12 protein-coding genes are annotated in these 15,554 nt (G+C 65.8%); 2 read left to right on the top strand and 10 right to left on the bottom strand.

All coding sequences use genetic code 11. The features are described from left to right. Window positions 1-51 precede the first annotated feature (51 nt). The 9 genes from EWU68_RS02325 to ftsY form a co-directional block, all read right to left on the bottom strand. On the bottom strand, window positions 52-294 hold the full coding sequence (locus tag EWU68_RS02325; protein WP_129314239.1) for an RNA-binding protein: 243 nt from the start codon (window positions 292-294) through the stop codon (window positions 52-54). Window positions 295-296: 2 nt separating this feature from the next. Beyond that, window positions 297-734 (bottom strand): 30S ribosomal protein S16, encoded by a 438-nt coding sequence (rpsP, locus tag EWU68_RS02320; protein ID WP_129314238.1) that lies wholly within the window; start codon window positions 732-734, stop codon window positions 297-299. A gap of 213 nt (window positions 735-947) precedes the next feature. Next, on the bottom strand, window positions 948-1,682 hold the full coding sequence (locus EWU68_RS02315; protein WP_129314237.1) for a response regulator transcription factor: 735 nt from the start codon (window positions 1,680-1,682) through the stop codon (window positions 948-950). After that, entirely contained in the window at window positions 1,679-3,115 is a 1,437-nt protein-coding gene (locus EWU68_RS02310; protein ID WP_162421341.1) for a sensor histidine kinase, read from the bottom strand. The genes EWU68_RS02315 and EWU68_RS02310 overlap by 4 nt, the downstream gene beginning before the upstream one ends. An 8-nt stretch (window positions 3,116-3,123) precedes the next feature. Further along, window positions 3,124-4,224: a hypothetical protein gene (locus EWU68_RS02305; protein WP_129314235.1), complete on the bottom strand. Its 1,101-nt coding sequence runs from the start codon at window positions 4,222-4,224 to the stop codon at window positions 3,124-3,126. Between the two features lie 76 nt (window positions 4,225-4,300). Next, on the bottom strand, window positions 4,301-4,792 hold the full coding sequence (locus EWU68_RS02300; protein ID WP_129314234.1) for an NUDIX domain-containing protein: 492 nt from the start codon (window positions 4,790-4,792) through the stop codon (window positions 4,301-4,303). 10 nt (window positions 4,793-4,802) lie between these two features. Further along, window positions 4,803-6,386: a signal recognition particle protein gene (gene ffh, locus EWU68_RS02295; protein WP_129314233.1), complete on the bottom strand. Its 1,584-nt coding sequence runs from the start codon at window positions 6,384-6,386 to the stop codon at window positions 4,803-4,805. Window positions 6,387-6,562: 176 nt separating this feature from the next. Continuing rightward, window positions 6,563-7,882, bottom strand: coding sequence for an ammonium transporter (locus tag EWU68_RS02290; RefSeq protein ID WP_129314232.1), 1,320 nt, complete (start codon window positions 7,880-7,882; stop codon window positions 6,563-6,565). Window positions 7,883-8,131: 249 nt separating this feature from the next. Then, complete coding sequence (gene ftsY, locus EWU68_RS02285; protein ID WP_129314231.1) at window positions 8,132-9,235, bottom strand: signal recognition particle-docking protein FtsY; 1,104 nt, start codon at window positions 9,233-9,235, stop codon at window positions 8,132-8,134. Between the two features lie 94 nt (window positions 9,236-9,329). On the opposite strand from ftsY, the gene EWU68_RS02280 reads away from it, so the two are divergent. Continuing rightward, complete coding sequence (locus EWU68_RS02280; protein WP_162421339.1) at window positions 9,330-10,622, top strand: MFS transporter; 1,293 nt, start codon at window positions 9,330-9,332, stop codon at window positions 10,620-10,622. Between the two features lie 9 nt (window positions 10,623-10,631). On the opposite strand, the gene smc is transcribed toward EWU68_RS02280, so the two are convergent. Then, window positions 10,632-14,249, bottom strand: a complete 3,618-nt coding sequence (gene smc / locus EWU68_RS02275; RefSeq protein WP_129314229.1) for a chromosome segregation protein SMC — start codon at window positions 14,247-14,249, stop codon at window positions 10,632-10,634. Window positions 14,250-14,499: 250 nt separating this feature from the next. On the opposite strand from smc, the gene EWU68_RS02270 reads away from it, so the two are divergent. Continuing rightward, window positions 14,500-15,531 (top strand): 3-oxoacyl-ACP synthase III, encoded by a 1,032-nt coding sequence (locus tag EWU68_RS02270; protein ID WP_129314228.1) that lies wholly within the window; start codon window positions 14,500-14,502, stop codon window positions 15,529-15,531. Window positions 15,532-15,554: the final 23 nt, after the last annotated feature.

Genomic DNA, 15,554 nt, shown 5'->3' with positions numbered 1-15,554 from the left:
ACCACGAGGTGGGAGCGGGCCTGTTGTCACGGCATCATACCGCCGCGCCTGCTATCGACGACGATCGGTGTCGATCACATCGACCCTCACCTGTTCGCCGTCAGCCAGGGCACCGATAACGGTCCGTACCGATTTCGCGGTCCGACCGCCACGCCCGATGACGCGACCGAGGTCTTCCGGGTTGACCCGGACCTCGAGGTTCTGGCCGCGACGGCCGGACCGCGAACGAACCTGGACGTCGTCGGGATGATCGACGATCCCACGGACGAGGTGCTCCACAGCTTCGGAAAGCATAATTACTCAGCAGACTCTTCGGAGGTCTCGGCCTCTTCGGCCTTCTCCTCGGAAGATTCGGCGGCCGGGGCCTTCTCCTCGCTCTTGGGAGTGATGGCCTCGGGGATGACCACGGAATCCTTCTCCGGGACCTGGAACTCGGGCTTGCCCTCGACCGGCTTCACGGTCGATTCGGTCGAGCCCTCACCCTTGAACTTGGCCCAGTCACCGGTCAGCTTGAGCAGTGCCAGGACCTGTTCGGTCGGCTGGGCACCGACGGACAGCCAGTACTGGGCGCGCTCGGAATTGAGCTCGACCAGCGAAGGGTTCTCGGTCGGCTGGTAGATGCCGATCTCCTCGATCGCACGGCCATCCCGCTTGGTGCGGGAATCAGCGACGACGATGCGGTAACGGGGATCGCGAATCTTGCCCAGACGCTTCAGACGAATCTTTACAGCCACTTGTGTGGACTCTCCTGTATCTATACAAGGTCGGTTCTCGCTCGGATACACCCGTGGGGCGGGGTTTTCGGCGAGAAACCTGCGGACCAAATGCTGCGCGGTGAGAGGGGCCACGCACATCGAGTACCCACCAAGTATGCCAGAGCCGTGCAACGATGACCAGCGCCGCTCCCCGCTCTGCGCGTCGCGTGCGTCACGCCCCCACGAGCGGGATCAGACCGGTCGGGCGATACCCGTCCGGTAGGCGAAAATCACGGCCTGAACCCGGTCCCGGCTCGCCGTCTTCGCGAAAATGCGGGAGACATGGGTCTTGATCGTCGCAAGCCCCAGGAAGAGCTCGTCAGCGATCTCGCCGTTCGTCCTTCCCTCGGCCATCAGGGCCAGGACTTCCTTCTCTCGCTCCGAGAGGGTCTCGAGCACGGCGACGTCGTCATTCGACAGTAGTACCTGAGAAGGCCCGTCGCTGGTGCTGCCCTCGGGCGCCGCTTGACTGTCCCCATGGTCCACAGCGTGTGTCGTGTTCTGGTCCACGATGCGTCGAATCAACGGCAACGTGACTTCAGGACTCAGGAGCGCCTGCCCGTCGGCGACCGCTTCGATCGCCGTCACGAGGTCCTCCGCGCTGGCGGTCTTGAGCAGGAACCCGCTCGCGCCCGCTTCGAGGGCCCCGAAGAGGTAATCCGACCGGTCGAAGGTCGTGAGCATGATGACCTGCCCGAGCCCTTCGTCCACCACGTGGCGAGTCGCGGTCAGTCCGCTCATGCCGGGCATCTGGATGTCCATGAGGACGACGTCGGCCGGTTCGCGGCGCAGCTTCTCCAACGCCTCCGCAGCATTCGAGGCTTCCCCGACGACGTCGATCCCCGGTTCCACGGAGAGGACCATGGAGAACCCCGAGCGAACCATGTGTTGGTCATCGACGAGGAATACACGCAGTGGCGAAGTCATACGGTGTCCTTCCGAGGTGAATGCTGGTCGGTGGGCAGGGGAAGCACGAGTTTGGTTCTCCACCCCGGCCAGGGGAACAGCGATGTGCTCTCGACGCGCCCTCCGAGCACCGACGCGCGTTCCTGCATCCCTCGTAGCCCCGATCCGGTGCTGGGGACCACGCCCTGGTCCACGTGCGACACCGGCTTGCCGTGCTCGACGACATCGACCAAGAGTTCCTCGGTCTCTTCGTTCACGGACAGATGCACCTGGGCTTCGTTGGCGTCCGAATGCTTGAGCACGTTGGTCAGAGATTCTTCGACCATCCGGTAGACGCCGTGATGGTAGACCGTGGAGAGGGATTCGCTGAGGTTGTCGAGGTGGGCACGGTCCCGGTCCGAAACCGACAACCGTGCGCTGAGTCCCATGCGCTCGAAGCCGGCCACGAGGTCGGGAAGATCCTGGATGGACTTCGTCGTCCCATTCGGTCCCCCGGCCACGGTCTCGACCTCATCCGGGTCCCGCAGCAGCCTGAGGACCGTTTGGAGTTCACCGATCCCCTCTCGAGTGCTGGTTTCGATGGCCGCCATGGATTCTCTGACCAGGCCGGCCTGGGCAGGGCTGAGCCGGACCTCCGTACCGTCGTCGCTCGCGGCCAGAATTCGGCGTGCCCCGCCCGCTTGGAGCCCGACCCCGGTGAAGTGGTGACCGATCGAGTCGTGCAGGTCCCGGGCCAGACGCAACCGCTCTTCGACCACGGCGTTCCGCGCGAGGCGTTGGGCCTGGTCGCGGATGGTCCGGGCCTGGTGCTCGAGTCGGTCCCGCCGCAAGGCCGCGCGCCAGGCGCCGCGACCGAAGGCCGCCGCGCCACACAGGTACGCGAGGTTGAGCAACGTCGCATAGATCGCGTACGCGACGACGGGGTTGATGGGACCGGCGGACTCGGCCAGGTTGCTTTGGAGGTCTTCCAGGACTTCTGGGGAAGCGGCCCACGTGATCCCCAGCCACGAGGTGAAGATGATCGTGATGACCAGGAGGGTGATCCAGGTGGCACGCCGGTGGGCCGCCCAGGCGACCGTGGTGTAAATGGCCGCGAAGTAACTGGCCTGGAACACCACGGACAACGAGACCGAGAACGAGGTGTAGAACAGGGGAACGAAGACCGCACTGGAGGCGATCAGGGTGCTCAGCGGAAACCGGCGCCGAACCACCAGCGTCAGCGGGGAGACTGCCGCGACGACGTATTCCGGCAGACTCACGGGGCCGCCGGCGGCAACCAGACCATAACTCGACATGAGCACGAGACTCGCGAATCCTGCGATCGCGAGCACCAGGGCCAGCACGACGTCGTTGCGCATCTGGCGCCGGCTGGGACCGGGTCGCCTCCAATTCGGGTGCTCGTCGTCGTCCAGCCACCGACGGAGACGCGAGACTCCCGACGCTGAGGCGGACACGGAATCCCCTATCTCTTCCGGCGCAGGATCCACGCCCCGAGCCCGACTCCGGCCGCGGTGGCCAGGGCCCATCCCCCGCGCCGGACCGTCTCCGAGAGACGGACGGAGGCGTGGAGGTCGGACACCGGATCCGGTGCGTCCTCGGATTCGGCCGAGGGGTCGAACTTCTCGTAACCAGGCTGATCCGACAGGGACTTGCGCCCGTCGATGACCTTCGCGGGCAAGTCCGACAGACCGAGCAATTGCAACACGGATTCGGGTGCGTACCGGCCGTTGTCGTCGGCCGCATACTTTTCGAGACGTCGGGCACCCACGTCGTCGAGTCCGAAGGCCTCCGTCAGATTCTCGACCGCCCTGGTGCGGGCCGCCTCGCGCACTTCGGCCTCTTCCTGACCCGCGATTTCGGACTGGAGGGCACCCGCGGGCGAGTCCGAAGGATACGTCGCCACGGCACCGCGAACCGGACCCCACGCGAGGGACACCGGTTCACCCACCGAAGGACAGAAGGTCGCGGCACGATGTTCGCCGTCCGTGTCCAGGACGACGGCGCGTCGAGGCAGCTCGTCCACCAAAGCCAGCAGGTCTTCGTAGAACTCGCAGGTCACCACGATCCACCGGTCGCCCGAAGGGGCCATTTCGAACCACCCCTGCGGCCGCACGGATCCGAGGGCGTGGCGCACCGAGCGCGCCGACCCTTCGAACATCGCGACCGCGCTGGGTGCGTGGCTCAGTCCGTCGCCCGTCTGCCACGAGGCGTACTCGAGGCCGGGGAACGCAAGGATGGTTTCCATGAATTCGCCGAGTTCTCCGCCCAGGCTCAGTTCGCCCGAAGCGTCCGCGCGGGCCACGTGGGTGACCTCTCCCTGAATGTGCACCGGGACCATCAGTCGCAGGTTGTGGTCACCCGTCGTGTACAGGGCCGGGACCGACTGCTCCCTGATGAGCTTGAGGATCCGTTCCCGTTCGGCTTCGGCTCCTGCGCTCGTGACGACCACTCCGCCCTCCGGGGTCTCGGTGAGCCGTCGGTGGAGGTCCAAACGCACGGGGACCCACTGCCAGGTGATACCGCCCTGGTCGGGTGTCCTGGGGGTGCGACGGTCGTCGGTCACTGTCTGCCTGTCCTTTCGTGCGTCGGTTCCTTTCACGGTACTCGTCAGAGACCGGTTCCCGGGTCTTCGGGGGACATCAATTCCATTGGCCGGAGCTGAGTTCGATGACCGCGTCCGTTCCCCTGACCCCGTGGGCTTGCCTGAGCCTGTCGGAGAATCCGGAACCGAGGTAGTCGTCCAGCTGATTCAGCTCGACGAATTCGTAATCGGTCAGTTCCTCTTCCTGCAACGTGATCCTCGTGTCTGCCGGGATCGTGCCGCCATCGTAGATGAAATAGGCGGAGTCTCCCCAGTCCCCCATGTTCAGGCCATGGAAGACCAAGAGCATGCGGCCGCGCGGAAGATCCAGGCCGACCTCTTCGAGGACCTCCCGGAAGCACCCGTCCTGCGGCGCTTCGCCGGCTTCGACCGTCCCGCCCGGCAGAGCCCAACCGTCCTTGTAGTTCGGCTTGACGACCAGCAACCGGTCGGACTCGTCCGTGATCAGTGCTCCGGCGGCCATGCGGCGTCGCGGCAACGAATTGACGAAAGCTCTGAAATCCTCTTCGGACAAGTAAGTATTAGCCATGGACCCAGGTCTACTTGTCCCCGAGGAATTTCTCAAAGCCCTTCGGCAGGTTCATCGAGTCCATGTCGAAGTCCTGCTGCTTGCCGAAGCTCGAACCGTCCGTCTGTTTGGGCTTCTGCGCCTGACCCTTGAGCTCCGCCTCGCGCTTGGCAGGGTTGCCCGACCGGACCTTCTTGGCGTTCTTGCCCTTGGCACCCTTGCGGTTCTTCTTTCCCCCGCCGGCGCTTCCCATCCCGGGCATACCGCCGGGCATTCCGGGCATGCCACCGCCCTGACCGGAGGCCATCTTCTTCATCATCTTCTGCGCCTGACCGAACCGCTCCATGAGCTGGTTGACCTCGGACACCGTGACGCCCGAGCCCTTGGCAATGCGCGCACGGCGGGACCCGTTGATGATCTTGGGAGCGACCCGCTCGTGAGGGGTCATCGAGCGGACGATCGCCTCGACCCTGTCGATCTCGCGGTCGTCGAAGTTCTCGAGCTGCTGACGCATCTGAGCCGCACCGGGCATCATCATCAGCATCTTCTTCATCGACCCCATTTTGCGGATCTGCTGCATCTGGGACAGGAAGTCCTCGAAGGTGAAGTCCTCACGATCCTGGAACTTCTTGGCCATCCGATCGGCTTCGGCTTTGTCCCAGCTGGCCTCCGCCTGTTCGATCAGGGTCAGCACATCGCCCATGTCCAGGATGCGGCTGGCCATGCGGTCCGGATGGAACTGCTCGATGTCGGCGACGTTCTCGCCCGTCGAGGCGAACATCATGGGCTTGCCCGTCACGGAGGCCACGGAGAGCGCGGCACCTCCTCGCGCGTCACCGTCCAGCTTGGAGAGGACGACGCCGGTGAAGTCCACACCCTCGTTGAACGCAAGGGCCGTGTTGACCGCGTCCTGACCGATCATGGCGTCGATGACGAACAGGACCTCGTTCGGCACGATGGCATCGCGGATGTCGCGCGCCTGCTTCATGAGCTCCTGGTCCACGCCCAGTCGACCCGCGGTGTCGACGATGACGACGTCGTGCAGCTTGGCACGTGCGGTAGCAACACCGTCTCGGGCAACCTGGACGGGGTCCCCGGTCGGATCGTCGAACTCGCTGGTCGTGCCGGGGTGCGGGGCGAAGACCGGGACGCCGGCTCGCTCCCCCACCACCTGCAACTGGGTCACGGCATTCGGGCGCTGCAGGTCCGAAGCGACGAGGATCGGCTTGTGTCCCTGTGCGGCCAGCCACTTGCCCAGCTTGCCCGCGAAGGTCGTCTTGCCCGAACCCTGCAGACCGGCAAGCATGATGATGGTCGGCCCGGTTTTGGCCATGTTGATGCGTCGGGTCTCGCCACCGAGGATGCCCTGCAGCTCCTCGTTGACGATCTTGACGACCTGCTGGGCCGGGTTGAGGGCCTCGGAGACCTCGCTGCCGGTTGCGCGTTCCTTGATCGATGCCGTGAATTCGCGAACCACGGGAACCGCGACGTCGGCATCCAGAAGGGCGCGTCGGATCTCGCGGACGGTGGCGTCGACGTCGGCCTCGGACAGGCGGCCCTTGCCGCGCAGGTTCTTGAAGGTCGATGCTAGGCGGTCGGACAGAGAATTGAACACGTGACGTGGTCTACTTTCGATGCAGTCGTATCGGTACTGTGCTTTCCGGGCCGGACGCGCCTGGAGCACCGCCGGCCACGGTTGGTCGCTCGGACTCCAAGACTAGCACCGCCGACTCCCCACTGACGGCAGCTTTTCCACAGCGCGAACTCGTCCTCGACCGCACCGCCGGCGACCTACGACGCCGTGTGTTTTCCCTGCTCTCCGTCGGAGACGCGATGCTCCGCGACGGCGGCCCGGTCCCGGTCCCCCGGATAGGCGGACGCGCCGGACAGGAACGCGTAGGCGCTCTCCGCGTGGGACACCGCGTCTATTCCTCGCTCCTCGACCTCCGGCGTGACCCGGAATCCGATCGTCTTCTTCACGGCAATGGCGATGACGAAGGTCACGACCGCGGTGAAGACAGCCGTCAGGATCGTGGCAACGACTTGGGCGACGAGCAACCCCACCCCGCCCCCGTAGAACAGGCCGGCACGACCGTTGTCGTCCGTCGCGATGAATCCCAGCGCCACCGTACCGATCACGCCGGCTACGAGGTGCAGGCCCACGACGTCGAGGGAATCGTCGTACCCGAACCGGTATTTGAGCCCGACGGCAAGGCAGCATGCCGCACCCGAGACCAGACCGAGCACGATCGACCACCCGGGGTCCACGTTCGCGCAGGCCGGCGTAATGGCCACCAGGCCCGCGACGATGCCCGATGCAGATCCCAACGAGGTCGGGTGTCCGTCCCTCAACCGCTCCACCAGAAGCCAGCCGAGCATGCCCGCGGCGGGGCAGACCAGAGTGTTGATCCAGATCAGGCCCGCTTCCGCGGCATCGGCGGCCGCTCCGGCGTTGAAACCGAACCAGCCGAACCACAGCAGTGCGGCCCCAAGCATCACGAAAGGCAAGTTGTGCGGCCTGTGGTCCGCATCCTTGCCGAACCCGCGACGCACCCCGAGCACCAGGCACAGCACGAGCCCGGCGACGCCCGCGTTGACGTGGACCACGAGTCCTCCGGCGAAGTCGATGGTTTCGCCGAGGGCCTTGCCGATCCAGCCATCCGCGGCAAAGAGGCCGCCATCCGTCCACACCATGAAGGCCAGGGGCGCATAGACGAAGGTGATCCACACGGGAACGAAGACGCACCAGGAACCGAATTTGGTCCGGTCCGCGATCGCGCCCGAGACCAGGGCGACGGTAATGATCGCAAAGGTCCCGGAGAACCCGGCGGCCAAGAGGTCACCGCTGGCCGATGATTCACCGAGTCCGAAGTCCCGCCACGGGCTTCCGACGATTCCGGGAACCCAGCCGGGTTCTGCCGACATCGAGGATCCCCACAGAACCCAGACAACGCCCACCAGGCCAATGGACACAAAGCTCATCATCATCATGTTCAGGGCCGCGGTCACCCTGGTCATGCCGCCGTAGAAGAAGGCGAGTCCCGGCGTCATCAGCAGAACGAGCGCGGCGGCGACGACGGTCCATACGTCGGTTGCGGACAATTGGTTCATGACCGATTCCCTTTCACGGTGCGCTTTCTCCGGGGTCGTGCCCGGAGGAATACGGGTTCAGTCTGCGTCGGCGATGTTTCGCCCGGCCTCCGATCGGATTGCCACCGTGTTACGTCTTGTCGCCCATGTTTCCCGGAGGTAACAGCGCGGGCCGCCCCGGGACACGAGAACGGCCCGGCCGATTCCGCACGGATGCGGATCGGCCGGGCCGGGTGCGCGCCGAACGTGGCGCGCAGGAGACACGTCCGTTCAGTCGATGAGGGCGTCCACGAAGCCTTCGGGATCGAAGGGTGCCAGATCGTCCGGCCCCTCTCCCAGTCCGACGAGCTTGACCGGCACCCCGAGCTCGTTCTGGATCGCGACCACGATGCCGCCCTTGGCCGTGCCGTCCAGCTTGGTCAGCACGATCCCGGTGATGTCCACGACCTCGGCGAAAACCTTGGCCTGGACCATGCCGTTCTGGCCCGTCGTCGCGTCGATGACCAGGAGGACCTCGGTGACCGGCGACACTTTCTCGACGACGCGCTTGACCTTGCCGAGCTGGTCCATCAGCCCCGCCTTGTTCTGCAGGCGGCCCGCGGTGTCCACCATCAGGGTGTCGACCCCGCGCTTCTTCGCTTCGGCCGCAGACTCATAGGCCACCGACGCCGGATCGGCGCCTTCCTGTTCGGAACGAATGGTGTCCACGCCGACCCGTCCGCCCCAGGTTTCGAGCTGATCCGCCGCGGCCGCGCGGAAGGTATCGGCCGCGCCCAACAGCAACGTTTTGTCCTCTGCGACCATTACTCGCGCGAGCTTGCCGACCGTGGTGGTCTTTCCCACGCCGTTGACCCCGACGACCAGTACGACGCCGGGATTCTCGCCTTCCCCGTCCAGGCCGAGCTCACGGTCCATGGTCGGATCGACGATTTTGAGCAGTTCCTCACGCAACATCGTTTTGACGCGCACCGGGTCATCGGTGCCCTCGACGCGCACACGGGTCTGGAGCGCCTCGACCAAACGCTGCGACGGCTCGGACCCGAGGTCCGCCATCAGCAGGGTCTCCTCGATCTCGTCCCAGACGTCCTGATCGATCTTCTCGCTCGAGAGCAACGCCAGGAGGCCCTTGCCGAGCATCGAATTGGACCTGGCGAGACGGGCGCGGAGTCTCTGCAGCCGTCCCGCCACGGGAGCGGGAGTTTCGTACCCCGGTTCAGCCTTCTCTCCGACGGGAGGAGCCGTGTCGTCCTCGTCCCGCGTCTCGGGATAACCGCCCTTGGGAGCCTTGGGACCCTTGAGGAACACGAAGGCCAGGCCGCCGAGAACCACGACGCCGGCCAGGATGTACAGAATCAGGATGAGTGTGTCATTCACATTTCCAGCTTGCCATACCTGTTCGGCTCCCAGCAGCGCCCTGTGGACGGTTCATCTGTCGCCCGAAATGTGCGCCGCGAGTAAGGTGCCTCTGGTGAGTGCCCCACCCCCTGAGAACAATGCCCCCGACGGCCACCGCGCATCGGAGGGGAACCCGCGGCCGAGCAAGGATGCCCCGGGGCGTCAGCGCGTACCCGCTGACCTCAGGGTCCTGGTGGTGGCCGCATTCGTGATCGCCGCCGGTTACGGCGTCGTCGCCCCCGTCCTGCCGCAGTTCGCGACGTCCTTCGGCGTCGGTGCGGCCGCGGCCGGGGCCGTCATGTCAGCCTTCGCCTTCATGCGAGTCGCATGGGCTCCGGTGGCCGGCCCCATCATGTCGCGCATCGGCGAGCGCCGAACCTACCTGACGGGCTTGGGCGTTGTCGCGGCGTCCTCCGCGGCGACGGCCTTCGCCCCGGACTACGGTCTCCTGGTCGTCCTGCGCGGCCTGGGTGGGGTCGGTTCGGTCATGTTCTCCGTGTCCGCCATGGGTCTCATTGCCAGGCTGGCGCCGCCGACGATCCGGGCCAAGGTCTCTGGCTACTACGCGACCTCCTTCATGCTGGGAAGCATCATGGGACCGGTGATCGGGAGTCTCACGGCCGCGTGGGGGTTGCGAGCGCCGTTCGTGGTCTACGCGGTTGCCCTTCTCCTGGCGATTGTTGTCGCCGCCTGGAAGCTTCGTCCCGCCCCGCCGGTCACGAGCACGGGCTCCGTGCTTCTGCCGATGAAGTTCTCGCAGGCCCTCGGCGTCGGGAGCTACCGTTCGCTCCTGCTCACGAGTTTCGTCCACGGTTGGGCGAACCTCGGGGCCCGAGTCGCGTTGATTCCGCTCTTGGCTGCGGCGCTGGCGGTTTCCGTCGGCGCACCGGAGCAAGGCTTCGGGTCCGGTTCGAGCATTGCGGGGATCGCACTGGGTATTTTTGCCGGCGGGTCGGCGGTGTCGCAGATGGTGTTCGGAGGGCTGTCCGACAGGTGGGGACGCAAGCCGTTGTTGGTCGCGGGTCTCGGCCTGTCGGCGGTGCTGACCGGCCTCGTCGGGTACTCACCGGGACCGTGGGCGTTCTGGGGCCTCTGTCTCCTGGCCGGACTCAGCACGGGGCTCTACACGCCGTCGATGCAGGCGACCCTGACCGACGTCGTCGGTTCCCGCCGGTCGGGTGGGAACGTGATGTCGGCCTACCAGGCGTGTGCCGACGTCGGTCAGATCGTGGCGCCGATCGTGCTGGGCACGGTCGTCGATGTCACGGGCTTCGGAGTCGCGTTCCTGATTTCGGGAGGTCTCCTGGCGGTCGCCGGGGTCGTTTTCCTGCTGACTCCCAAGGCCTCTTTTCCGACGTCGGCCTGAGGATTCGGCTCAGCGCAGGTCGGCGAGCTTCTGCGAGATGACCTGGGTGATGCCGTCGCCCCGCATCGAGACGCCGTAGAGCGCGTCCGCGATCTCCATGGTTCTTTTCTGGTGCGTGATGATGATCAGCTGCGAGCTGGTCTGCAGCTCGCGCAGAATCGTCAGCAACCGGCCCAGGTTCCTGTCGTCGAGCGCCGCCTCGACTTCGTCCATGACGTAGAAGGGCGAAGGCCTGGCCTTGAAGATCGCCACGAGCATGGCAATGGCGGTCAGTGACCTTTCGCCGCCCGAGAGCAACGACAGCCTCTTGACCTTCTTGCCCGCGGGTTTGGCGTGGACTTCGATTCCGGTGGACAGCATGTCGTTCGGGTCCGTGAGGACGAGCTTGCCCTCGCCGCCCGGGAACAGGGTCGAGAATACTTGGACGAACTGCTCCTGGGTGTCGTGGAACGCCTGGGTGAACACGTCTCGGACGTGGTCATCGAGATCGCGGATGAGTTCTTCCAAATCCGCCCTCGAGGCCTTGAGGTCCTCGAGTTGCTGGACGAGGTAGGTGTGTCGCTCCTCGAGGGCTGCGAATTCTTCGAGGGCCAGCGGATTGACTTTGCCGAGCGACTTCAATTCCTTGCGCGCCGTGCCCAGTCGTTTCTCCTGCGTTGCGCGGACGAAGGGCTCCTCCCCGACCACTTCGCCCGATTCGTCGAGGACAGGGATGGGCAAGTGCGGGCCGTAGTCGGCAACCAGGGTCTCGGCGGTGAGGCTCAGTTCCTCGAGAATCGTCTCGCGCAGGGATTCGAGCTTTGCCTCCCTCGTGGCCCGTTCGAGCTCACCCGAATGGGCCTTGGACCGAGTCGAATCCAGCTCCTCGCGGAGCTTCTTCTCCTTCTCGCGGGCCTCCGCCAGTCGGGTCTCGACGCCGGCACGCCTGGTCTGCATGCTCTCTCGTTCGACCCTGGCCAGGTCGGAGGATGCGTCAATACGCTCGCTGACCTTGCCGATCAGTGACAAGACCCTGCTGGTGGCCGAGTACTGGGCCTTTCGTCGCGTCTCCTGCCGTTCGACCTCGGCGTGGGCGGCCCGCTCCGAGGCCACCGTCCGCAAGGCGGCGTCGTGCCTCTGCCGCAGTTGATCGATCTCTCCCTCGACGCCACGAAGGCTCAGCAAGGCTTCGGTCTCTCGTGTGCGAGCCGCCTTTGCTTCCTCGACCGCTTCGTCGCGAATGCGCTCGGCTCGTTCCAGCGCCTCGCCGCCGTCCTGGTCCTGGAGCTCCAGGGCGGCAGAGACCGCGCCGACCGCCTGTTTGAGCTTGTCGGCGGCGTCGGGCTCCTGCCGTTTCAGCTCCTCGAGACGCCCCCGCGCCTGCTCGGCCTCTTCCTCGGTCGAGGACACCAGCGTTCTGGCCCGGGAAAGTGCCGCGGCGCTCGCGGTCGATTCCCGGCTGATCCGTGCGAACTCCTCGCGGGCGGTGCGGGCCTTTTCGCGGGCCGCGCGATGTTCTTCGGAGGCCTGCTCGTGTGCTTTCTCCGCGGCGCTGAATTCTTGACCGAGCTCTTCGACCCTGGCCCTGGCCAGCTCGATCCGTGCGCTGATTTCCAGGCCGGACGTGCCGCCGGAGCTTCCGCCCCGAGCCTGGTGCTCTTCGAGGACGGTTCCGTCGGCTGCCACGATCTTCCAGGCCGCGGGGACTTCGGGCGCGTCGGCGTCGGCGAGCAGACGCGAGCGCAGTTGAGCGGCCGATGCGGCGTCGGGAACCACGGCGCACCGGCTCAGGAGCGCCTGGACCTCTTGCGCAGAGGCCCCGCCCGTGATGGCTCGTGGGGCCCAGACGACGTCCGTGCCGCTCGAGGCGAGTTCCTCGAGGTATGCGCCGAAGGCACTGTCAGAAGGCTCGGGGTCGGTGCCCGCCGCGGTGTGTGTCTTCTCCGCTTCGAGCAGGAGGCTGACGACGCCGAGGTCCGAAGTGCGTGCTTCCTCCAGAACCGCCTCGAAGTCGGCGCCCTCGGAGAGAGCCAGGCCGTCCGCGACTGTGCCCATCGCCGTCGAGACGGCGGCGGCGTGCTCCGGGTCCACGGTCAGGCGCTCCCGGACCCTGGACACGTGGTCGCGGAAGCGATCCATGATCGCCTCCGTCGCGTCGGCCGCGGGAAGGGATTCCTCGAGCGCTTCGACTCGGGCCCGGGCGGCGTCGTGGTCTCGTCTCACGGTGTTCAACCGGGACGCAGCATGGTCGAGGGCGGCCTGAGTCGACTCGGTCTGGGCATGTGCGGCCTCGGAGGCCTCGGAGGCAGCCGTGGTGTCCTCCTCGGTCGGTCCGGACGCCTCGGTCTGCTGGGCCAACTGACCGCGGTATTCCTCGAGTCGCCGGTCGACGGCCTCGACTTCGCGTTCCTGTTCCTCGCGGCGGGCCACGAGGGTTTCGTGTTCGGACCGGGCCGTGGCCATGGCCCCGCGGAGTGAGGCGATGTTCTCGCGCCGTTCGGCGGCTGCGGCGAGAAGGTTGGCGTGGTGCTCTTCAGCCTCGGACGCCGCCTCTTCCTTCTGCGCTCTGGTCGTGCCCGAGGACTCGTGGTCTTCGCGGGCTCTTTCCACGGAGGCCTCGGTGGACTCGAGGTCCCGGGCAATGCGGTCCGCGTTTTCCTGCAGTTTCTCCGGGTCGCGCAGGTGTGCCCGGCCCACCGGCGTCGACTGGGTCCGGAGCCGTTCCTGGGCCAGCTGGGTCAGGGACTCGAACCTCTCGCGCATCTGGGACAACGAGTACCAGGTGTCGCGGGCCCGGGTGACGAGGGGGCTCAGCGTCGATGCTTCGGCCTCGAGCTCGGTGATGATGCGGGTGATCTCGTCGTGGGCCCGTTCGCGCTCCGCCAGTTGGTCGCGGAGCCTCTGGAGTTCGTCGGCGTCCGAATCCAACGCGGTCGAGGCCTGGATCCAGTCGTCGGCAAAGAGCCTGGCCCGAGCGTCTCGGACGTCGTGCTGAATCCTCTGGGCCCGGCGTGCCACCTTGGCCTGCCGCCCCAGGGGTGTCAGCTGACGACCGATTTCTCCCGTGAGGTCTTCCAGGCGGGACACATTGGTTTCCATGGAGGCCAGTTTGCGGAGGGTCTTCTCCTTGCGGCGCCGGTGCTTGAGCACGCCAGAGGCTTCTTCGATGAAACCGCGCCGTTCTTCCGGAGTGGCATGCAGGATGCGGTCCAGTTGCCCCTGCCCCACGATGACGTGCATTTCCCGCCCGAGCCCGGAGTCGGAGAGCAGCTCCTGGATGTCCAGCAGACGGCAGGAATTGCCGTTGATCGCGTACTCGGAGCCGCCCGTGCGGAACAGTGTCCTGGAGATCGTGACTTCGGAGTACTCGATCGGGAGGGCGCCGTCGGAATTGTCGATCGTCAGCGATACGTGCGCGCGTCCCAGGGGTGCGCGACCGGACGTGCCCGCGAAGATCACGTCCTCCATCTTTCCGCCGCGCAAGGACTTCGCGCCCTGTTCTCCCATGACCCAGGAGAGGGCGTCGACGACGTTCGACTTGCCCGAGCCGTTGGGCCCGACGACGGCGGTGACCCCGGGCTCGAACTCGAAGGAAGTGGCTGATGCAAAGGACTTGAATCCCTTGACCGTCAACGTCTTGAGGTGCACATCGCCTCTTTTCCTGTCGGTGCGACCGAGGTCCGCGTGGTCTCGCCATCTGAGCCACAACGGCCCACTGTATCGCGACCTGCAGGGACCACCCTGCCAGGACGGCCGTGCGCGACCCCACCCCGGGAACTTTTCTGTCAAGGGTGAAATCGCAGGACAGGCAGAATCCTGGTTGTAGAGTAGTACCTCGAGTGCCGCCCTCGGTGTTCTCGACACAGACCCACAGACTCACGGATGAAGGCTCGTTTAATTGACCGCTAACTCGTCTATCCACCATCGCAATTCCGCACTACTTTCAGTGACGAAGGTGGAGGCCGAAGAGGTACTGCCTTCTTCATACTTCGACGAACAGCTGGCTGACACGTACAAACGCCTCAAGATGCCCAAGGGTCTTCTGGAACGTCTGGCAGGCATCAGCGAGCGGCGCTCGTGGTCGGCAGACAGCTCCTTCGAACACGGAGCGGCCCAAGCAGGGCGTGCGGCCCTGGAGGAAGCCGGGATCTCGGCGGAGGACATCGGTCTGTTCATCAACACGTCGGTGACCCGCGACAACTTCGAGCCGGCCGTCGCCGTCGGGGTGCACCACGAGATCGGCCTGCCCCGTCACGCGCTGAATTTCGACATGACCAACGCGTGCCTCGGGTTCGTCAACGGTCTGACGGTCGCCTCCTCCATGATCGACGCCGGTGCGATCGACTACGCGCTCATCGTGTGCGGGGAGGACCCCTCGCCGTGGCACGAGACGGCCTTGAACATGCTCAACCAGTCCGCATCGACCCGTGACGACGTCCTCGCACAGTTCGCGACGCTGACCCTGGGGTCGGGGGCCGCTGCCGCCGTCGTCGGGCGATCGGATCGCCACCCGGAAGGCCACCGCATCCTCGGCTCGATCTCCCGCGCCGGGACGGAGCACAAGGATCTCTGCATCGGTGGCGAAGCCGGCCAGGGAATGAGCACGGACGCCACCGGCCTGCTGAAGTACGGTCTCGAACTCGTCACGGACGCGTGGGACCAGGCTCACGAGGACGGTTGGGACTGGACGGACATGGATTCCTATGTCACGCACCAGATTTCGACCTCCCACACCAACGCGATCATCGACGCCGTCGGTATCGAGCGTGACAGGATCCCCGTGACCTTCCCTTATTGGGGAAATGTTGCAGCGGCTGCGCTGCCCATGACGCTCGCACTCGAGGCAGAACGCCTGAAACCGGGGCAACGCGTCCTGTGCATGGGTGTCGGGTCGGGTCTGAACACCGCCCTCATGGAAATCGACTGGTAGCAACAGGACCACAGCACGTAAAG

Source organism: Rothia koreensis (assembly GCF_004136575.1).
Taxonomy (GTDB): domain Bacteria; phylum Actinomycetota; class Actinomycetes; order Actinomycetales; family Micrococcaceae; genus Rothia; species Rothia koreensis.
This window is presented reverse-complemented; position numbering and strand designations above follow the sequence as displayed.